At 71.9% G+C, this 16533-nt stretch carries 22 protein-coding genes; 18 read left to right on the forward strand and 4 right to left on the reverse strand.

The window, feature by feature from the left end; all coding sequences use genetic code 11:
* The first annotated feature begins 200 nt into the window (after positions 1 to 200).
* From D3218_RS07845 to D3218_RS07855, 3 genes are all read left to right on the forward strand, one after another.
* The gene (locus D3218_RS07845) at positions 201 to 1859 is read left to right on the forward strand and encodes a sensor histidine kinase (protein ID WP_119539404.1); all 1659 of its coding nucleotides are present in this window, start codon (positions 201 to 203) and stop codon (positions 1857 to 1859) included.
* Positions 1860 to 1941: 82 nt separating this feature from the next.
* Positions 1942 to 2610, forward strand: a complete 669-nt coding sequence (locus tag D3218_RS07850) for a peptidoglycan-binding domain-containing protein (protein WP_168990452.1) — start codon at positions 1942 to 1944, stop codon at positions 2608 to 2610.
* A gap of 8 nt (positions 2611 to 2618) precedes the next feature.
* Positions 2619 to 2954 carry a DUF1491 family protein gene (locus D3218_RS07855; protein WP_119539408.1) on the forward strand — a complete coding sequence of 112 codons (336 nt, stop codon included), beginning with the start codon at positions 2619 to 2621 and terminating at the stop codon, positions 2952 to 2954.
* 10 nt (positions 2955 to 2964) lie between these two features.
* On the opposite strand, the gene D3218_RS07860 is transcribed toward D3218_RS07855, so the two are convergent.
* On the reverse strand, positions 2965 to 4002 hold the full coding sequence (locus D3218_RS07860; protein WP_119539410.1) for a hypothetical protein: 1038 nt from the start codon (positions 4000 to 4002) through the stop codon (positions 2965 to 2967).
* Positions 4003 to 4287: 285 nt separating this feature from the next.
* Here D3218_RS07860 and D3218_RS07865 point away from each other — a divergent pair, with 285 nt between their 5' ends.
* Positions 4288 to 4491: a hypothetical protein gene (locus D3218_RS07865; protein ID WP_119539412.1), complete on the forward strand. Its 204-nt coding sequence runs from the start codon at positions 4288 to 4290 to the stop codon at positions 4489 to 4491.
* A gap of 54 nt (positions 4492 to 4545) precedes the next feature.
* Here the strand turns inward: D3218_RS07865 and D3218_RS07870 are convergent, their stop codons facing one another.
* The 3 genes from D3218_RS07870 to D3218_RS07880 are packed head-to-tail and all read right to left on the reverse strand — an operon-like array spanning position 4546 to position 7867.
* Positions 4546 to 5139, reverse strand: a complete 594-nt coding sequence (locus D3218_RS07870; protein WP_119539413.1) for a DUF1254 domain-containing protein — start codon at positions 5137 to 5139, stop codon at positions 4546 to 4548.
* Positions 5132 to 5719 carry a DUF1214 domain-containing protein gene (locus tag D3218_RS07875; protein WP_119539414.1) on the reverse strand — a complete coding sequence of 196 codons (588 nt, stop codon included), beginning with the start codon at positions 5717 to 5719 and terminating at the stop codon, positions 5132 to 5134. Before D3218_RS07875 ends, D3218_RS07870 begins: the two co-directional genes overlap by 8 nt.
* Before the next feature lie 45 nt (positions 5720 to 5764).
* Positions 5765 to 7867: a transglycosylase domain-containing protein gene (locus D3218_RS07880; protein WP_119539415.1), complete on the reverse strand. Its 2103-nt coding sequence runs from the start codon at positions 7865 to 7867 to the stop codon at positions 5765 to 5767.
* Positions 7868 to 8090: 223 nt separating this feature from the next.
* On the opposite strand from D3218_RS07880, the gene D3218_RS07885 reads away from it, so the two are divergent.
* The 14 genes from D3218_RS07885 to D3218_RS07950 all read left to right on the forward strand — a co-directional run bounded on the left by D3218_RS07885 (position 8091) and on the right by D3218_RS07950 (position 16531).
* Positions 8091 to 8591: a YcgN family cysteine cluster protein gene (locus D3218_RS07885; protein WP_119539417.1), complete on the forward strand. Its 501-nt coding sequence runs from the start codon at positions 8091 to 8093 to the stop codon at positions 8589 to 8591.
* A gap of 118 nt (positions 8592 to 8709) precedes the next feature.
* On the forward strand, positions 8710 to 9090 hold the full coding sequence (locus tag D3218_RS07890) for a hypothetical protein (RefSeq protein WP_119539419.1): 381 nt from the start codon (positions 8710 to 8712) through the stop codon (positions 9088 to 9090).
* A complete protein-coding gene (locus tag D3218_RS07895) occupies positions 9090 to 10382 on the forward strand; it encodes a DNA-packaging protein (RefSeq protein WP_119539421.1) in 1293 nt (430 codons plus the stop codon). The genes D3218_RS07890 and D3218_RS07895 overlap by 1 nt, the downstream gene beginning before the upstream one ends.
* Positions 10383 to 10422: 40 nt before the next feature.
* Positions 10423 to 11634, forward strand: coding sequence for a phage portal protein (locus D3218_RS07900; protein WP_119539423.1), 1212 nt, complete (start codon positions 10423 to 10425; stop codon positions 11632 to 11634).
* A gap of 16 nt (positions 11635 to 11650) precedes the next feature.
* On the forward strand, positions 11651 to 12001 hold the full coding sequence (locus D3218_RS07905) for a DUF6107 family protein (RefSeq protein ID WP_119539425.1): 351 nt from the start codon (positions 11651 to 11653) through the stop codon (positions 11999 to 12001).
* Positions 11998 to 12549: an HK97 family phage prohead protease gene (locus tag D3218_RS07910; RefSeq protein ID WP_210209656.1), complete on the forward strand. Its 552-nt coding sequence runs from the start codon at positions 11998 to 12000 to the stop codon at positions 12547 to 12549. The genes D3218_RS07905 and D3218_RS07910 overlap by 4 nt, the downstream gene beginning before the upstream one ends.
* A gap of 92 nt (positions 12550 to 12641) precedes the next feature.
* A complete protein-coding gene (locus D3218_RS07915) occupies positions 12642 to 13892 on the forward strand; it encodes a phage major capsid protein (protein WP_119539428.1) in 1251 nt (416 codons plus the stop codon).
* 58 nt (positions 13893 to 13950) lie between these two features.
* On the forward strand, positions 13951 to 14502 hold the full coding sequence (locus D3218_RS07920) for a head-tail connector protein (protein WP_168990453.1): 552 nt from the start codon (positions 13951 to 13953) through the stop codon (positions 14500 to 14502).
* Complete coding sequence (locus tag D3218_RS07925) at positions 14502 to 14834, forward strand: phage head closure protein (RefSeq protein WP_119539432.1); 333 nt, start codon at positions 14502 to 14504, stop codon at positions 14832 to 14834. Before D3218_RS07920 ends, D3218_RS07925 begins: the two co-directional genes overlap by 1 nt.
* Entirely contained in the window at positions 14831 to 15016 is a 186-nt protein-coding gene (locus D3218_RS07930) for a hypothetical protein (RefSeq protein WP_168990454.1), read from the forward strand. The genes D3218_RS07925 and D3218_RS07930 overlap by 4 nt, the downstream gene beginning before the upstream one ends.
* A gap of 45 nt (positions 15017 to 15061) precedes the next feature.
* On the forward strand, positions 15062 to 15472 hold the full coding sequence (locus D3218_RS07935) for a DUF3168 domain-containing protein (protein WP_119539436.1): 411 nt from the start codon (positions 15062 to 15064) through the stop codon (positions 15470 to 15472).
* Positions 15473 to 15562: 90 nt separating this feature from the next.
* Complete coding sequence (locus D3218_RS07940; RefSeq protein ID WP_119539438.1) at positions 15563 to 15976, forward strand: phage major tail protein, TP901-1 family; 414 nt, start codon at positions 15563 to 15565, stop codon at positions 15974 to 15976.
* 1 nt (position 15977) lies between these two features.
* Positions 15978 to 16313, forward strand: coding sequence for a gene transfer agent family protein (locus D3218_RS07945; protein ID WP_119539440.1), 336 nt, complete (start codon positions 15978 to 15980; stop codon positions 16311 to 16313).
* Positions 16310 to 16531: a rcc01693 family protein gene (locus D3218_RS07950; protein ID WP_280959963.1), complete on the forward strand. Its 222-nt coding sequence runs from the start codon at positions 16310 to 16312 to the stop codon at positions 16529 to 16531. Before D3218_RS07945 ends, D3218_RS07950 begins: the two co-directional genes overlap by 4 nt.
* Positions 16532 to 16533: the final 2 nt, after the last annotated feature.

Below are 16533 nucleotides of genomic sequence, written 5' to 3' on the forward strand. Positions count from 1 at the left end.
TCGCAACGGCGATCGGGAGGCCCGCTTATGGCTTCCTTAAAAGGTTAAGGCCCAATCTCGGCCCATGGTGATTGACGGTTCGCAGGGCCCATGACGGGTCCGTTGATCGGACCGCCGTGTGTGGATGAATGATGGCGCAGTCGCGAAACAGCCGGGATGCCGGACGATCGGCCGACTTCAGAAGCGGTCTAGCCCGAGGGTTGGACCGGTTTTCCGAGACGGTCGGCGCCTCCATCGGCGCGGCGGCGCTGCCGCGTCGGCAGAAGCGCCTGGCCGCGGGCCTCGTCGGCGCCGGCCTCCTGGCCGCGGCGCTGTCTCCCCTGGTGCTGGTTCTGCCTGTCGGCGCGGTGGCGCTGCCGGTCCTGCTGGGTGTCGCGGTGGTGCTGCTGGCGCTGGCCGCCGGGCTGACGGCGGGCATGGAGTTCGACCTCGTGCTGGCCGGCCTCCATTTCGCCCTGTCCGTGCTGACCGGGCTTCTGGCCCTGTCTCTCGACAGCCTCTGGCCGCTGATGCTGGTCGCCGTGGGGCCGGTGGAGGCATGGTGCGCGGGGGCAAGTCTGCGCGCCCGGCTGATGATCCCGGCGATGCTGGCCGCCTTCGGCCTCACCGGCTTCCTGTCGCTGCACGGGATGGGGCCTGCGGGGCAGGGGCTGGCCGGCCACGCCGTCGCGCTGCCGCTCTGCGCCGCCTATGCCGTCTTCGTCGGGTGCCGCGCCTTCTACGGCCGGCGCGCGTCTGGCGCCTCGCGTGCCGACGAGGCGGTGCTGGCGCTGGTGGACGCGGACGGCATGGTGGCCGCGCGGGCCGGCGGCACCGCGGAGCCCTTCACGCAGCATCTGCATCTCCTCGACCGCGTGGTCTTCCTGCGGGCGCTGGACGAGATGCGCGGTGGCGGCCCGGCGCGCTCTGCCATCCTTCGCCTGCGCGTGCAGGGCGAGACGTTCCGTCCGGCGAGCCTTTGGCTCGACCCGGTGCGCGGCGAAGGCGGGGCGCTGGACGCGATCCGCGTGCTCGATCTCGGCGCCGCCCCGGCGTCGCCGGAACCGGTCGCGGCCGACGACGGACGCCATTCCGCCTTCGTGGCCACCGTGTCGCACGAGCTGCGCACCCCGCTGAACGCCATCGTCGGCTTCGCCGACATGCTGGACCAGGAACTGTGCGGCCGGTTCTCGGACCCGCGCCAGAAGGAGTATGTCGGGCTGATCCGCCGTTCCAGCGAGCACCTGCTGGCGGTCGTCAACGGGCTGCTCGACATGTCCAAGATCGAGGCGGGGCGCTACGAGCTGCAGCTCGACACGTTCGAGCCGGCCGACATCGTCTCGGCCGCGGCCGAGATGGTGCAGGGCGAGGCGGACCGGAAGGGCCTGCGCCTGATCGTGCGCGGACCCGAAACGGCCGAGCCCCTGGTGGCCGACAGCCACGCGTGCCGGCAGATCCTCGTCAACCTCCTGTGCAACGCGGTGAAGTTCACCGATCGCGGCACCGTGTGCCTGACGGTCGCCCGCGACGCCGACTGGCTGACCTTCACGGTGAGCGATACCGGCATCGGCATCGCGGCCGACGACATCGCGCGGCTCGCCCAGCCCTTCGTGCAGGTTTCCCAAGGGCCGTCGCGGCGCTATCAGGGGACCGGGCTCGGCCTGTCGCTGGTGAAGGGGCTGGCCGAGCTGCACCATGGCGCCCTGCATATCCGCAGCCAGCCCGAGCGCGGCACCACCGTCACCGTCCGTATTCCCACCGACTGCGCCGACCGGATCCAGGCCGCCCGAACCCATTCCGAAAACATCGTAGCGTTGACCGATGCCCGCAAGAAAACCAGCTCCCTCCGCCAAGACGCGCAAGCCCGCCTCACGGCGTAACCGGTCCAGCGGTCTGGCCGGCCGGGCCGCGCTGGCGCTGGCGCGCGCGTCGCTGACAGGCCTGGCCGCCGGCGCGCGGATCGTGGCCGCGCGCCCCGCGCTGTTCGGCGGCATCGCCGTGTTCTCGATCTCGGCCGGTTTGGTGGCCGACAACGCGCTGAACCGGCAGGCCGGCCCGCATCGCCACCCGATGCTGGTGACGCGCGACGTCGAGACGCCGCCGGCCCTGGCCGCGACGCGCACCGCGCAGGCCGCGGCCGAGCCGGCGCCGATCGGCAACGATCCGCGGATCATCGCCTTCGCCCTGGTGCGCGACGTGCAGACGCTGCTGGCCGAGCAGGGCTACTACGAGGCGGAAGTGGACGGACGCGCCGGCCAGGCGACCGACCTCGCCATCCGCGCCTTCCAGCGGGAGCGCGGCCTGCGCGTCGACGGCATGGCGACGCCGCTGCTGCTGGCGCAGATCCGGGCCGCGGGGCAGGTCGAGGACATCGACCCGACGCAGGTCGCTAGCCTGGAGACGGCGGGCGTCGCCTCCGACGCTTCCAGCGGTTCGGGCAGCGACATGGTACGCCAGATCCAGGCCGGCCTCGCGGACGCCAAGGTGGCGGACCTGCAGGCAGACGGGATCCTCGGCGAGCGGACCAAGGCCGCGATCCGCACCTTCCAGGCGCTGGAGAGCCTCGACGTCACGGGCGAGCCCTCGCAGGAGGTGCTCGACCGCCTGCGCGCCCTGGCGGCGGACGACTGATCGCCGTCATGCGCCTGACCAGCGAGATGTTCGCGGCGGCCGTGGTGCGCCGCGTGTTCTCCGACGGGGGATTTGCGGCCGTGGTCCGGCGCGGGGCGGACGCGGCGGGCGCCGTGTTCGTGGTGCTGCGCGACCGGCAGGGCGCGATCCGCCTGCTCGGACCGGCGCCACAGACGATGGCCGACGACGGGGGCGAGCGCCGCTTCGTCGCGGAGGACGTCGCGGACGAGGAGGCGCTGGAGCGGCGCTTCGCGCGCGAGGCGCGCTTCGACCCGGATTTCTGGGTGCTGGAACTCGAGACCGAAGGCCCCGACCGCTACCTGACGATCGTCGAAGCCGACTGATCGCGTGCCTTCAGCCCTGCGCCTCGCGCGGGGTGGGGCGCTCGGTGCGCCGCCCGAACTCGCGCCGGGCCGGCTCGAAGGACCGGATGCCTTCGCCCGTCCCGCGCGCGGCCGGCTGGAGGCGCGCGGCGTTGACCATGGAGCGGCAGTCCTCCGCCCGAAGGGTGCGGTAGAAGAGCGCCAGACGGTCGAAGGTCAGGACGTCGAGGCCGACCGCCGGCTTCAGCATCATGACGATGCTCATCGCGTCGGCCGAGGGGGTCTTCAGCGCCTTCAGCGCGACGGCCAGCCGTTCGCCGGTCGGATCCGCCGCGATCTCCAGCACCGTTCGGCCCTCGATCGGCAGGGCCTGGGCCAGCATGTCGTAGAAGGCGGCCTCCTGCCGCTCCATCGCCAGAAGCAGGAGCGCCTCGGCGTCCACCGGCTGCGGCGAGGGCGCGGATCGGCCCGTGAGCGCCAGCCGGCGCAACGCCTCGCGCACCCCGTCCACCGAGGGGCCGGGGCGACGCTTGGGCGGCGCGGCCTCCAGAAGCGGGGTCTCGGCCAGAAACTCGGGCGCGAGCGACGGGCTGTCGGGTTCTGCCGGAGACGCTTCGGCGGGTAGGGCGCCCGAAGGTTCGCCTGCGGTCGCCTCCGGCTCCGCCGCCTGCGGCGCCGGACCTTCGGCGCGGCGCGTGCGGTTGTCGAGGAGGCGCGCGGTGCGCTCGTCGCCGGAGCCGCGCAGGCGCGCGATGTCGCACGCCTCGAGGACGGGGCTGGAGATCAGGAAGGGCGCGGACACCTCGATCGGCTCGGCCAGCAGGAGATCCACGAGCGAGCGGGGCACGCGGCCGGAATGCGACAGGGCGGCGGCGACGTTGCGACGGGTGTCGGGGCCGATCTTGTGCCACAGCGGAACCACGAGCCGCGCCATGTCGTCGGCCTGCCGCTGGGCGGGGTGGCGCAGGGCGCCATAGGCCGTGATGGCGGCCGTCACCACCGTGTCGAACTGCTGCTGGACCGACTGACGTTCAAGGGATCGGAAGATCCGCGGTGCGGCGTCCTTCATGGGGCTCCAGGCTTGTGTGCGGGGTGGGGTCCGGCCGTCGAAGAGAATTAGAGGGAATCCCTTAGCAACCTGTTAACCCTGCGAACCCTGCCCACGCCTGAACTCGACGTCGCATCGCCCCGGCCCGCATCGACGGCGCCAACCGGCGGGTCAGCGCCGGACAAGGCGCGCGGGCGAGGATGCGTCGAGGGAAAGACCGCACGTGTCCGCGCGTGGCGTGAAGGAACCGGACATGTGTCGTGCTTCCCAGCGACTGGACGCGTTGAGGCGGGACGGAGGCGACAAATGAACAACGTGCATCGGCTCGTCGTCCCTGTGCGGGACGGGGGCGCCCAGGCTTCGGCCGGGGGCGCGCGACACATGGGAGAGGTGCTGATCCTGCCCTGCATCCGCTACGAGCGCATGGACGGACGGGACTCGGCGGCGAGCCGCAGGACCGCGTCGGCCTCGCAGGCGCTCGACCCGTTTCGGCAAGACCTGACCGCCTGAGGGCGGGCGAGGGGACGCCGGCGTCGATCGCGTCGACGGACGGCAGGGCCTGCGTCAGCCGGAGGCCGGTCGGCCCGCCTCCTCGTCGGTGGCCGGGCGGCAGGTGATCGAGCGCACGAAGCGGTCCACGAACGGGCGCTCGCTCCGGCTGTCCACCAGCGAGCGGACCATCACGTAGCCTTCATCCGTCGCCAACTCCACCGTGACCGTCTGGTCCGGCAGTTCCGTTCCTTCCACGCGGGCGAGGTCCAACTGCTCGCGCGTGCCGATCAGGAGGTCGAGCGCGCCTTCCAGGGCCACGCGCTCGCTGATGCTGTAGAGATTGTCGCCGTTGCGCGCGTAGACGGACGCCGTCCAGAAGCCGGTGCGCTCGTCCGCGGTGAGGCGCACCGGGCCGTCCTCCAGCGAGAAGCGGCAGGCGGAGTCGATGAAGGCGGGATCGACGAAGGCGAAGCCCGGCTCCTGCGCGTCGCCGCCAGCCGTGTTCGGCCGGTCCTCGATCCGCACCACGGCGAAGAGCGCGCCGAGCCGAGACAGGCGGCCCCAGGCGTCGTTCTCGGCCTGGAGCGGGATCGAGAAGACGATGGCGATATGGACGATCGCCGCGCCGACGAGGCCGATCAGAAGAGCCAGAAACAGCTTACCCATCGACGAGGCACCCGGTGCGCACGATGAAGGGCATGGCGATGGGCGCGGCGCCGATGTCGGTGCTGATCGGCGTGTCGTAGAACGTCAGGGCCAGGACGTAGCCTCCGGTGCCTTCCACGGCCAGCCAGTTGCCCGCCTTGGCGCGGGGGCCGACCGAGATCACCGCGCGATTGTCGTCCGAGCGCATCCAGTGGAGCGAGACGAGATGGGACGGGCGACCCTCGGCCACCGGCACGGGCTGCCCGGCGAGGTCGAAGGCCGAGAGCGTGGCGATGCGCGCGGGGGGGTAGGCACCCTCCAGCCGGTAGTCGCATTCGCGGCGCAGCTCGCGACCCTGCGTGTCCACCCGCGCCTGGAAGGCGACGCCCTCGCCGAGCCCGAGGGTCAGGTCGCCCGAGCGCGCGAGCCGCGCCTTGGAGTAGGGATCGGCCGTCGGCGAGCCCGCCGTGCGGTCGGCGTGCCACGGCCCGACGATCTGGATATCGGCGCCCTCGTAGCTTTCCAGCATGCGGGCGGCCGACCAGGTGCCGAGACCCAACGCGACGCCGATGGCCAGAAGGGTGAGGAGAAGGAAGCGCATGGGCGGTGTATGACCCCGATCCGGCGGACGCGCCAGACCCAAGCGTCAGCGGCTGACGCTGGGCGCGGGACCTTCGGGCCGGGTGGCGGCGAACTTCTCCGGCCCCGCCGGCTCCAGCGTCGACAGCAGCAGTTCGAGATCGGACAGGATCCGGCGCGTGTTGCTGTTGATGAGGCTCGGCCGGGCGATCTGGGGCGCCTGATCGCCCTCCGGCTTGGGCACGTCTATGGAGCCGGGGGCCGGGATCGGATTGTCGATGAAGGGGATCGGACGCAGCTCGATGCCCTGGTGCGCGGCTTCCATGAAACGCTGCCAGGTCATGGCCGGCAGTCCGCCGCCGGTCAGCTTGTTGGTCGGCTTGAAACTGTCGTTGCCATACCAGACCGCGGCGGTGAAGTTGCCGGTGAAGCCGACGAACCACGCGTCGCGATAGCTCTGGGTCGTGCCCGTCTTGCCGCCCGCGCGGGTCATGGACAGCCGGGCGCGGCGGGCGGTGCCGATTTCCGGAATGCGCACGAACATCTGGTTCATGCTCTTGGTGGCCTGTTCCGAGAGCACGCGGCGGCGGGGCGGCAGGTCGCGCTCGGCGTCCCACAAGACGCGGCCCTCGGCGTCGGTGATCTGCTGGATGGCGTGGCGGTTGGACGTGAGCCCGCCCGCGGGGAACACCGAATAGCCGGTCGCCTGGTCGAGGACGGTGACCTCGTTGGTGCCGAGCGCGATGGTCTTGTCGCCGCGCAGGGGTGTCTCGACGCCCATGCTGCGGGCGAGCTCGGCGACCTTGCCAGGGCCGGATTCCTGGCTGAGCTTGACCGCCACCGTGTTGAGCGAGCGGGCCATCGCGTCCTGGATCTGGAGGCGGCCCGCGTATTTCAGCCCGTAGTTCTGCGGCGACCAGTTGCCGACGCTCACCGGCCCGTCGACGATCATGTCGGTCGGCTTGTGACCGTTCTCCATGGCCAACGCGTAGACATAGGCCTTGAACGAGGAGCCCGGCTGGCGGGTGGCGCGAGTGGCGCGGTTGAACTGCGACAGGCCGTAGTCGCGGCCGCCCACCATGGCGACCACGCCGCCGTCGTCGGCGATCACCGCCATGGCGCCTTCCTCGACGTTGAAGGTCTTGCCGTACTGGCGGAGGTGGAAGTCGATCGATTCGTCGGCGAGCTGCTGGAGGCCCATGTCGATCGTGGTGCGGGCGACGAAGGTGCGCTGGGGCAGGTCGGCCGCGATGCGCTGGATCTCGTCGAACGCGAAGTCGAGGAAATAGTCGGGCGAGCGGATCACCGAGCGATCCACCGCCGTGGCCGGATGGCGTCGGGCGGCGACGACCTGGCCCTCGGTCATGAAGCCGGAGTCGACCATGGCGCTCAACACGACATTGGCGCGGGCGCGGGCGGCGGGCAGGTTGTTGTGCGGGGCGTACTGCGTCGGCGCCTTGAACAGGCCTGCGAGCATGGCGGCCTCGGCGAGGTTCACGTCTCGGATGTTCTTGCCGAAGTAGAACTCGGCCGCCGCCGCCGCGCCGTTGGCGCCGCCGCCCATGTAGGCGCGGTCGAGATACATGCCGAGGATCTCACGCTTGGTGAGGTTGGCCTCGAGCCAGAGCGCCAGGAAGGCCTCGTTGACCTTGCGCTCCAGCGAACGCTCGTTGGAGAGGAAGACGTTCTTGGCGAGCTGCTGGGTGAGGGTCGAGCCGCCCTGCACCACGCCGCCGGCCCGCGCGTTCTGGCCGAGCGCGCGGCCGAGGCCGATGAAGTCGATGCCCCAATGCTCGAAGAAGCGGCGATCCTCCGTCGCGAGCACCGCCTTGACGAAGTGGTCGGGCAGCTCGTCGATCGGAACCGCGTCGGCCTTGAGGATGCCGCGCCGGCCGATCTCGTTGCCGTGCCGGTCGAGGAACAGGACGGAGTAGTCGGCCTGCTGGGGAAGGCCCGCGACGGTCTTCTTCATGGCAGGCTGGGCGAGCACCAGGAGCACCACGAAACCGGCGAGGCCGATCGTCAGCGTCTCGCAGCAGAGCTCCACCACCACCCGGTTGAAGCCGCGCACGCGGAAGCGGCGCGAGGCGATCGTGACGCTTTCCCAAGCGGCGGAAAAGCCATGGAAAATCCGCCAGAGCGTGGTATCCAGCCAGGCGTCGACCTCCATCAGTCGAGACGGGGCGCGCCGGCCCCCTGGCTTGGACGAGAACAGTTTCGGCACGGTCAGCCCATCCCCCGGCGCGCCGGGGCGACGCGTCGGACCATCTTACAAGAACCTGTCGGCGAGACAATCTGCCCGCCGCTCCGCCGCCCTCGGCGAGGGACGGACGGGACGCGAAGCGGGCGGTTCGGTGGCACCGCCGACAGGGCTCCAGAGATCGCAGAGCAAGATGAACGAAACCCCCTTCTGGATGCGAAAATCGCTGGACGAGATGAGCGGCGAGGAATGGGAATCGCTGTGCGACGGCTGCGGCCGCTGCTGCCTGAACAAGCTGGAGGACTGGGACACCGGCGAGATCGTGTGGACCAACGTCGCCTGCCACATGCTGGACGGGGAGAGCTGCCGCTGCGCCGACTACGCGAACCGCCACGCCACCGTGCCGGACTGCGTGACGCTGACGCCCGACCTCGTGCGCTCCATCGCGTGGCTGCCGCCGACCTGCGGCTACCGGCTCGTGGCGGAGGGGCGGCCGCTCTACTGGTGGCACCATCTCGTGTCGGGCGATCCGGACACGGTGCACGAGGCACGCATCTCGGTGCGCGGGCGCACGGTGAGCGAGGAGGGCATGGAGCCCGAGGACTACGAGGATCACCTTGCCGCGTGGCCCGGCGAGGATCCGGGCGAGGGCGAGATGCCACAAATAGGAAAATCATCAAAATTAGGAAAATAGTCATTGACACCGTGACGGTGCCGATGTAGGGTTCAGGCATAGTCGAATTGGTGCGCTTCAAAGGCGGTCGCTTCCCGGAAGGGACGGCCGCCTTCGGCGTTTCGGGGGAGGGATGCGGATGGGCAAGCCGGGCGAGACGCTTTTGTCCGAGCGCCTGTTCGCGGCGCTCACCGCCGAGGTCTCGGCGCTGGAGCGGCGGCCGCGGCGCGTGGCCGACAAGCCCGGCGAGCCGGTGCCGAAGAAGACGGCGGCCGAACGGAGCGCGGAGGCTAAGGCTCGCGTCGAGGCGATCTCGCAGCTCACCCGGACGCTGGAGAAGCTTCTGGACCTGCGCCAGCTCGAGGCGCTGGCGCGCGAGACCGGACGCCGCGAGGACGAGGCGGAGGCCGAAGGCCTGCGCACCGAGATGCTGAGGCGCCTGCGGGCGATCGACGCCCGGCGCGGCGGGGCGCCGGGCCTGTTCGAGGCCATCGCGCCGGCCGACGGGACGACGATCTAATGGACGGCGGCTTCTGGAGCGAGGTCGAGCGCGAGCTGGACCGGCAGCCGGCGTACGTCCTGCGGCGCGCGCTGCCGCCCTGGGCGCTGTGCGCGCGGCCGGCGCAACTGCCGCCGCCGGGCGATTGGCGGCAATGGCTGCTGATCGGCGGGCGCGGCTCGGGCAAGACGCGGGCCGGCGCCGAATGGGTGCGGGCCATGGCGCTGGGCGAGGCGCCGTTGGCGGGGCGCGTGCACGGGCGGATCGCCTTGGTGGCGGAGACGCTGGGCGACGCGCGCGAGGTGATGGTGGAGGGCGAGAGCGGGCTCCGGGCGCTGGACTACGCGACGCGCCCGGTGTTCGAGGCCTCGCGGCGGCGGCTGGTCTTCGCCAACGGGGCGGTGGCGCAGGTGTTCTCCTCGGAGGACCCCGACGCCCTGCGGGGCTACCAGTTCGACGCGGCCTGGGGCGACGAGCTGGCCAAGTGGACCCATGCGCAGGACTGTTTCGACAACCTGCAGCTGGCGCTGCGGCTGGGCGAGCATCCCCGGATGCTGCTGACCACGACGCCGCGCGCGGTGCCGATCTTGAAGCGGCTCACCGCCGAGGAGGCGACGGCCGTGACGCGGATGCGAACCGCCGAGAACGCGGGCAACCTCGCGGCCGGCTTCGTGACGGCGATGGAAGCGCGCTACGGCGGCTCGCGGCTGGCGCGGCAGGAACTTGACGGCGAGATGATCGAGGCGCGCGAGGACGCACTGTTCGACCGGGCGTCGATCGACCGGCTTCGGGTGCGCGCCGCACCGGACCTGTCGCGCATCGTGGTGGCGGTCGACCCGCCGGCCTCGTCCGGCCGGACCTCCGACGCCTGCGGCATCGTGGCCGCCGGGCTGGCGCCGGACGGGACCATCTACGTGCTCGCCGATCGCAGCCGGCGCGGGCTGAAGCCGCCGGAATGGGCGGCCGCCGCCGTGTCGCTCTACCGCGAGCTGGAGGCGGACCGGATCGTCGCCGAGGTGAACCAGGGCGGCGAGATGGTGGAGGCCGTGCTGCGGACCGTGGCGCCGGAGGTGCCCGTCTCGGCCGTTCGCGCCACGCGCGGCAAGTGGGTGCGGGCCGAGCCCGTGGCCGCGCTCTACGAGCAGGGACGGGTGCGCCATGCCGGGGGCTTCGCCGAGCTGGAGGACGAGCTGTGCGACTTCGGCCCCAACGGCCTGTCGAACGGCCGGTCGCCCGATCGGCTCGACGCCATGGTCTGGGCGGTGACGGCGCTGTCGCAGCCGCGCGCGGAGCCGCGCATCCGTCGGCTTTGATTTCAACTGTTTGTGGCCTTCCGTTCAACGGAGACGTGAGATGGGTTTGACGACGAGGCTGCGGGCCCTGGCGGGGCTCGTGCCCGCGCCCGCACGGACGGGCGCGCCGGAAACGCGCTCGGGAAGCCCCGGCGGGGCGCTGGTGTTCGCCGGGGCGGCGGACGAGGCCGACTGGAGCGAACGATCCTACGGGTCGCTGGCCCGCGCGGGCTTCATGCGCAATCCGATGGTGTATCGATGCGTGCGGCTGATCGCAGAGAATGCGGCGGCGGTGCCGTTCCTGCTCTACGAGGGGCGGCGCGAAGTGGAGGCGCACGCGATCCTCGACCTCCTCGCGCAGCCCAACGGCCTGCAGGACGGGGCGGCGCTGATCGAGACCCTGGTCGGCCATCTCCTCCTGTCCGGCGCGGCGCATGTGGAAGCGAGCGTGCTGGACGGCGTCCCGCGCCAGCTCCATGCGCTGCGGCCGGACCAGATCCGCACCGTCTCGTCGGCCGACGGCTGGCCGGAGGCGGTGGAGCATCGGGTCGGCGGGCGGGTGCGGCGGATCGCGCTGGAGGGCGACGGCGGTCGGCCGGCCCGCATCCTGGCGATCCGGCTGTTCCACCCGCTCAGCGAGGCGGACGGTTTCGCGCCGGTCGGCGCGGCGCAGACGGCGCTGGACCTGCACAACGCGGCGACGCGCTGGAACAAGGCGCTGCTCGACAATTCGGCGCGGCCCTCCGGCGCCCTGGTCTACCAGCCGGGCGACGGCGGCAACCTGTCGAGCGACCAGTTCGAGCGGCTGAAGGCGGAGCTGGAAAGCGGCTATGCGGGCGCGGCACGCGCCGGCCGGCCGATGCTGCTGGAAGGCGGGCTCGACTGGAAGGCGATGGCGCTCAGTCCGCGCGACATGGACTTCCTGGAAGCGCGCAACGGCGCGGCGCGGGACGTGGCGGTCGCCTTCGGCGTGCCGCCCATGCTGCTCGGCATTCCGGGGGACGCGACCTATGCCAACTACGCCGAGGCGAACCGGGCTCTGATCCGCCTGACGGTGCTGCCGCTGGTGGCGCGGCTTGCTGCCGCGCTCGGGCATTGGCTCGGCGCGTTCTTCGACGACGGGAACGGCCTGCGGCTCGGCTTCGACGCGGACCGCATCGAGGGACTTTCGCTCGAGCGCGAGGCTCTGTGGACGCGGCTGCAGGGCGCGAGCTTCCTCGACGACGACGAGAAGCGCGAGGCCGTGGGCTATGGCCCGCGCGCCTCGAAGTGACGGGGGTGGAAGAACCATGGATACGATGACGGGGGACGTCGCGTCCCCGCTGGCGCTCTTCGGCGCCAAGCTGGCGGGTGCCGTGGGAGGGTCGGTGATCTCGATCGCCTATCTCCTGCCGAACGGCCGGCGCGAGGCGTTGGCACGCTTCCTGACCGGCGCGGTGACCGGCGTGGTGTTCGGAGGGCCGGCGGGGATCGCACTCGGCGACCATCTGTCGCTCGGCGACCGGATCGGCCCTGCGGAGCTGATGCTGATCGGTTCGGCGGCCGCCAGCCTCTCGGCCTGGTGGGCGCTCGGTGCGCTGCACCGCTTCGTAGAAGGCCTCTGGGTCCGGCCGGTGCGTTCGGGAGGGACGGCGCGATGACGCGAGTGCCTTCCATCAAACGGACCATGCCGCTCGCCGCGGTGGCCGAGGACGACGAGCCCGGCCTGATCCGGGGCTACGCAAGCCTGTTCGACCGGACCGACCGGGCTGGCGACCGGATCCTGCGCGGGGCCTTCGCCCGGTCGCTGGAGGAGCGCACGGCCTCCGGGGTGCGGATGCTGTGGCAGCACGACCCGGCCGAGCCGATCGGTCGCTGGACCGTGCTGCGCGAGGACGCGCGAGGCCTCTACGCCGAAGGGCGGCTCGAGCTCGGCAGCCGGCGTGGGCGGGAGGCCCTGGCGCTCCTGAGGGGCGGGGCGATCGACGGGCTGTCGATCGGCTTCCGCACCCGGCGATCCAAGCCGCTCCGCGACGCCGCGCGCCGGCTTCTCACCGACATCGACCTCTGGGAAATCTCGCTCGTGACGTTTCCCATGCAGGAGGCGGCGCGCGTGCGCGAGGTGCGCGGGCTGGCGCTCGGCTGGGCGCGGGCGCTGCGCGAGGCGGCTCGGCGGATCGCGCCGCGCGGGCTGCCGGTCGGCACCTGACCGGCGCCCCTTCCGCCATTTTCCCTTCTTCGCGCCCCGCGCCCGGACATCCGGCGCGGGGTTCGCTTTTTCCACCGAGCCAAGGAGACGACATGCAGACCTTCCACCAGGGTGCGCCCGAGACCAAGGCCAGCGGCGGACGCGAGGGCGCCGAGGCGCTGAACGAGTTCATGGGGGCCTTCGAGGCCTTCCGCGAGGCCAACGACGAGCGGCTGTCGCAGATCGAGAAGCGCATGAGCGCCGACGCCCTGACGGGCGAGAAGGTGGAGCGCATCTCCAAGGCGATGGACGAGCAGGAGAAGCGCATGGAGCGCCTCGTGCTCAAGGGCATGCGGCCGCCGGCCGGCGGCGGCGAGACGGCGGGCGCCGAGCCGACCGAGCACCGCTCCGCCTTCGAGGCCTATGTGCGCGGCGGCGACGAGACCCGCCTGCGCCGGTTGGAGGAGAAGGCGATGTCCGGCCTCGCGGGCGCGGACGGCGGCTTCCTGGTGCCCTCGGAGACGGAAACCGAGATCGGCCGCCGGCTGGCCGCCGTCTCGCCCATCCGGGGCATCGCCAGCGTGCGCACCGTGTCGTCGGCGGTGCTGCGCAAGCCCTTCGCGCTGAACGGGGCGCAGACGGGCTGGGTGGGCCAGGCGGATGCCCGGCCGCAGACCAACGCGCCGCAGCTCGCGGAGCTGAGCTTCCCGACCATGGAGCTCTACGCGATGCCGGCCGCCACCAACGCGCTGCTGGACGACGCGGCGGTCGATATCGACGCTTGGATCGGCGAGGAAGTGGAGCAGGCCTTCGCGGCGCAGGAGGGCGCGGCCTTCGTGAACGGCGACGGCGTGTCGAAGCCCAAGGGCTTCATGTCCTATCCGACGGTGACCGAAAGCGCCTTCGCCTGGGGGAGCGTCGGGACCGTCTCGACCGGAGCGAACGGCGGCTTCATGGCGGGTGCTGCGGGGGACGCGCTGATCGATCTGATCTACGCGCTCAAGGCGGGCTATCGCCAGAACGCCAGCTTCGTGATGAACCGGCGGACCCAGAGCGCCGTGCGCAAGCTCAAGGACGCCGACGGGAACTACCTCTGGGCGCCGCCCTCGGCGGCCGGCGCGCGGGCGACGCTGATGGGCTTCCCGGTGGTGGAGGCCGAAGCCATGCCGGACATCGGCGCGGCCGCCAAGGCCATCGCCTTCGGCGATTTCGGCCGCTTCTACCTCGTGGTGGACCGCCAGGGCGTGCGCGTCCTGCGCGACCCCTACAGCGCCAAGCCCTACGTCCTGTTCTACACGACCAAGCGCGTGGGCGGCGGCATCCAGGACTTCGACGCCGCCAAGCTCCTGAACTTCGTGGCCTGACGACACGGCCGGGCGGGGACGCCCGGCCGCTCTCCCCCTCATGCGGATCGGGACTGACATGATCTGGATCGACAACGGGCCACCGGCCGCCGAGCCTGTGACGCTGGCCGAGGCTAAGGCGCATCTGCGCATCGACCGCGCCGACGAGGATGGCACGATCGAGGGTTTCCTGCGCGCCGCGCGCGAGACGATCGAGGCGCGAACGGGATTGGTCCTGGCGCGGTGTGGCTTCCGGCTCTGCCTGGACAGCCCGGCTGCCGCGGACCTGGCGCTGTCGCGCCGGCCGGCGCGCGCGGTGCTCGCCGCCCGGTGGTTCGACGGGGCCGGGACGCCGCAACACGCGGACCCGGCCGCCGTGCGCATCGTGCGCGACGGCGGTGCGCTCCGGCTGCCCCGCGATCTGACCGGCCGGACCGGATGCGACGTCGAGCTCGAGCTCGACATGGGCCTCGACGCCGGGGCGGTTCCCGACATGCTCCGGCTCGCGATCCTCCATCTCGTGTCGATCTCCTTCGACATGCGCGGCGCGGCGTCGGCCGCCATGCAGCCCGCGCTGATGCCGCCGCTGGTGCGCGGGCTGCTGGCGCCGTACCGGCGGGTCGGCCTCTGATGGCGCCGCTGTTCATCGACGCCGGTCTCCTGCGCCACCGGGCGGCGATCGAGCGCAACGAGATCGTGCCCGACGACATGGGCGGGGGCCGGGACGCCTGGGTGGAGGTGGGCGAGACGTCGGTGCGTCTGGAGCCCCTCACGGTGGAGGTGGAGGAGCGATGGGGGCAGCGCATGGGCGCGGCGACGCATCGCGTCACCCTGCGGGCGCGCGACGGGCTCGACCGGGGCATGGCGTTCCGCATCGGCTCGCGGCGCTTCGTGATCCGTGCGCTGCAGGACCCGGACGAGACCGGACGCTACCTCGTATGCCGCTGCGAGGCCGAGGCATGATCGCGCGCGTCGAGGTGCGGCTGCGGCGCGACGCGCTCGCGGCGCGCGTGCGCGAGACGGTCCGACGCGCGGCGACGGACCGGGCGATGCGGGCGCTGGCGGAGGCCGACGCGGCCACCGGGCCGCCTGACGAAAAGTTAACTACGAGGACGCGTGCGGATGGTTTATCACGCGATGTGTGACGCGGTGTTTCTCCGTGATCCGAGGAGCGAAGAGGACTGAATGCCATGGCGCATCCCAGCGCTGAACTCCAGACCACCATCGTCTCGGCCCTGACGCACGACCCGGCCCTGCTCGCCCGGCTGGGCGGGCCGAAGGTGTTCGACCGCGTGCCCGAACGGGCCGCCTTTCCCTATCTCACGCTCGGCCGCACCGCCGTGGTGGACTGGTCCACCGGTACGGAGGACGGCGCCGAGCACATCCTGACGCTGCATGTCTGGGCCAGGGGGGGCTCGAAGCAGGAGACCTACGAGATCATGGACATGGTCTCGAACCGCCTTCACGACCAGACGCTGCCGCTGACCAGCCATCGCCTGGTGAACCTCCAGCTCCAGTTCGCCGAGGCGCGCCAGGAGCCGGACGGCCCGGCCTATCACGGCATCCTGCGCTTTCGCGCGGTGACCGAACCGTTGGCCTGACGCGCCGACGCATCCGAGACGAGTATCGCGAAGGGCGGTCCGAAAGGGCCGCCCTTCTTCGTTTGGCCTCACGAAGGAGGATAGGTCGTCATGGGCGCACAGAAGGGTAAGGACCTGCTGCTGAAGGCCGACCCGGACGGGATCGGCACGTTCTCGACGCTGGCGGGGCTGCGCTCGCGTCGCATCTCGTTCAACGCGGAGACGGTGGACGTGACCGACAGCGAGAGCGCCGGGCGCTGGCGCGAGCTGCTGGGCGGGGCGGGGGTGCAGCGCGCCTCGCTGTCCGGCTCGGGCATCTTCAAGGACGCGGCGTCGGACGCCTCGCTGCGCCGGCTCTTCTTCGAGGGCCGGATCGCCTCGTTCCAGACGGTGATCCCCGATTTCGGCACGGTGACGGGGCCGTTCCAGGTCACGGCCCTCGAGTACGGCGGCGAGCACAACGGCGAGGTATCCTTCGAGATCTCGCTGGAGTCGGCTGGCGCGCTCCAGTTCGCGGCGCTCTGAGATGGCCGCGAACCGAAGGCGCGGCGAGGTCGAGGCGGTGCTGGACGGGCAGGCGCACCGGCTCTGCCTGACGCTGGGCGCGCTGGCGGAGCTGGAGGACGCGTTCGCGCTCGAGGACATCGCGAGCCTGGCCCAACGCTTCGGCAGTGGTCGGCTATCCGCGCGCGACCTGACGCGCATCATCGCGGCCGGGCTGCGGGGCGGCGGCACGCCCGCCACGGACGAGGCGGTCGCCGCCATGGCCATCGACGGCGGTGCGGCAGGGGCGGCGCGCATCGCCTCCGAACTCCTGACGGCGGCCTTCGGCGGGCCGGAGGAGACGACCGACCGCCCTTGAGCGCCGCCGCGCCGGACCACCGGTCGGACGCGGCGGCCTTTCCCTGGAACGAGATGTTCGCGGCGGCGGTGTGCGTCCTGCGCCTGACGCCGGACGCCGTGTGGCGTGCCACGCCGCGCGAGCTGGCGCTGGCGCTCGGGCCCTTCGCCGGGCTCGCCGCGCCGCCCAGCCGGGCACGGCTCGACGACCTGATGCAACGCTTTCCCGACACGAGGTGACA

This window comes from Aureimonas flava, from assembly GCF_003583935.1.
Taxonomy (GTDB): Bacteria; Pseudomonadota; Alphaproteobacteria; order Rhizobiales; family Rhizobiaceae; genus Aureimonas; species Aureimonas flava.

Excerpts from the sequence above, each read along its gene's own strand:
- D3218_RS07905 (WP_119539425.1), top strand. The coding sequence starts at position 11,651 with ATGGATACGATGACGGGGGACGTCGCGTCCCCGCTGGCGCTCTTCGGC.
- D3218_RS07930 (WP_168990454.1), top strand. The coding sequence starts at position 14,831 with ATGATCGCGCGCGTCGAGGTGCGGCTGCGGCGCGACGCGCTCGCGGCG.
- D3218_RS07865 (WP_119539412.1), top strand. The coding sequence starts at position 4,288 with ATGAACAACGTGCATCGGCTCGTCGTCCCTGTGCGGGACGGGGGCGCC.
- D3218_RS07945 (WP_119539440.1), top strand. The coding sequence starts at position 15,978 with ATGGCCGCGAACCGAAGGCGCGGCGAGGTCGAGGCGGTGCTGGACGGG.
- D3218_RS07875 (WP_119539414.1), bottom strand. The coding sequence starts at position 5,719 with ATGCGCTTCCTTCTCCTCACCCTTCTGGCCATCGGCGTCGCGTTGGGT.
- D3218_RS07895 (WP_119539421.1), top strand. The coding sequence starts at position 9,090 with ATGGACGGCGGCTTCTGGAGCGAGGTCGAGCGCGAGCTGGACCGGCAG.
- D3218_RS07940 (WP_119539438.1), top strand. The coding sequence starts at position 15,563 with ATGGGCGCACAGAAGGGTAAGGACCTGCTGCTGAAGGCCGACCCGGAC.
- D3218_RS07890 (WP_119539419.1), top strand. The coding sequence starts at position 8,710 with ATGGGCAAGCCGGGCGAGACGCTTTTGTCCGAGCGCCTGTTCGCGGCG.
- D3218_RS07855 (WP_119539408.1), top strand. The coding sequence starts at position 2,619 with ATGCGCCTGACCAGCGAGATGTTCGCGGCGGCCGTGGTGCGCCGCGTG.
- D3218_RS07860 (WP_119539410.1), bottom strand. The coding sequence starts at position 4,002 with ATGAAGGACGCCGCACCGCGGATCTTCCGATCCCTTGAACGTCAGTCG.
- D3218_RS07870 (WP_119539413.1), bottom strand. The coding sequence starts at position 5,139 with ATGGGTAAGCTGTTTCTGGCTCTTCTGATCGGCCTCGTCGGCGCGGCG.
- D3218_RS07920 (WP_168990453.1), top strand. The coding sequence starts at position 13,951 with ATGATCTGGATCGACAACGGGCCACCGGCCGCCGAGCCTGTGACGCTG.
- D3218_RS07910 (WP_210209656.1), top strand. The coding sequence starts at position 11,998 with ATGACGCGAGTGCCTTCCATCAAACGGACCATGCCGCTCGCCGCGGTG.
- D3218_RS07880 (WP_119539415.1), bottom strand. The coding sequence starts at position 7,867 with ATGGAGGTCGACGCCTGGCTGGATACCACGCTCTGGCGGATTTTCCAT.
- D3218_RS07915 (WP_119539428.1), top strand. The coding sequence starts at position 12,642 with ATGCAGACCTTCCACCAGGGTGCGCCCGAGACCAAGGCCAGCGGCGGA.
- D3218_RS07885 (WP_119539417.1), top strand. The coding sequence starts at position 8,091 with ATGAACGAAACCCCCTTCTGGATGCGAAAATCGCTGGACGAGATGAGC.
- D3218_RS07900 (WP_119539423.1), top strand. The coding sequence starts at position 10,423 with ATGGGTTTGACGACGAGGCTGCGGGCCCTGGCGGGGCTCGTGCCCGCG.
- D3218_RS07935 (WP_119539436.1), top strand. The coding sequence starts at position 15,062 with ATGGCGCATCCCAGCGCTGAACTCCAGACCACCATCGTCTCGGCCCTG.
- D3218_RS07925 (WP_119539432.1), top strand. The coding sequence starts at position 14,502 with ATGGCGCCGCTGTTCATCGACGCCGGTCTCCTGCGCCACCGGGCGGCG.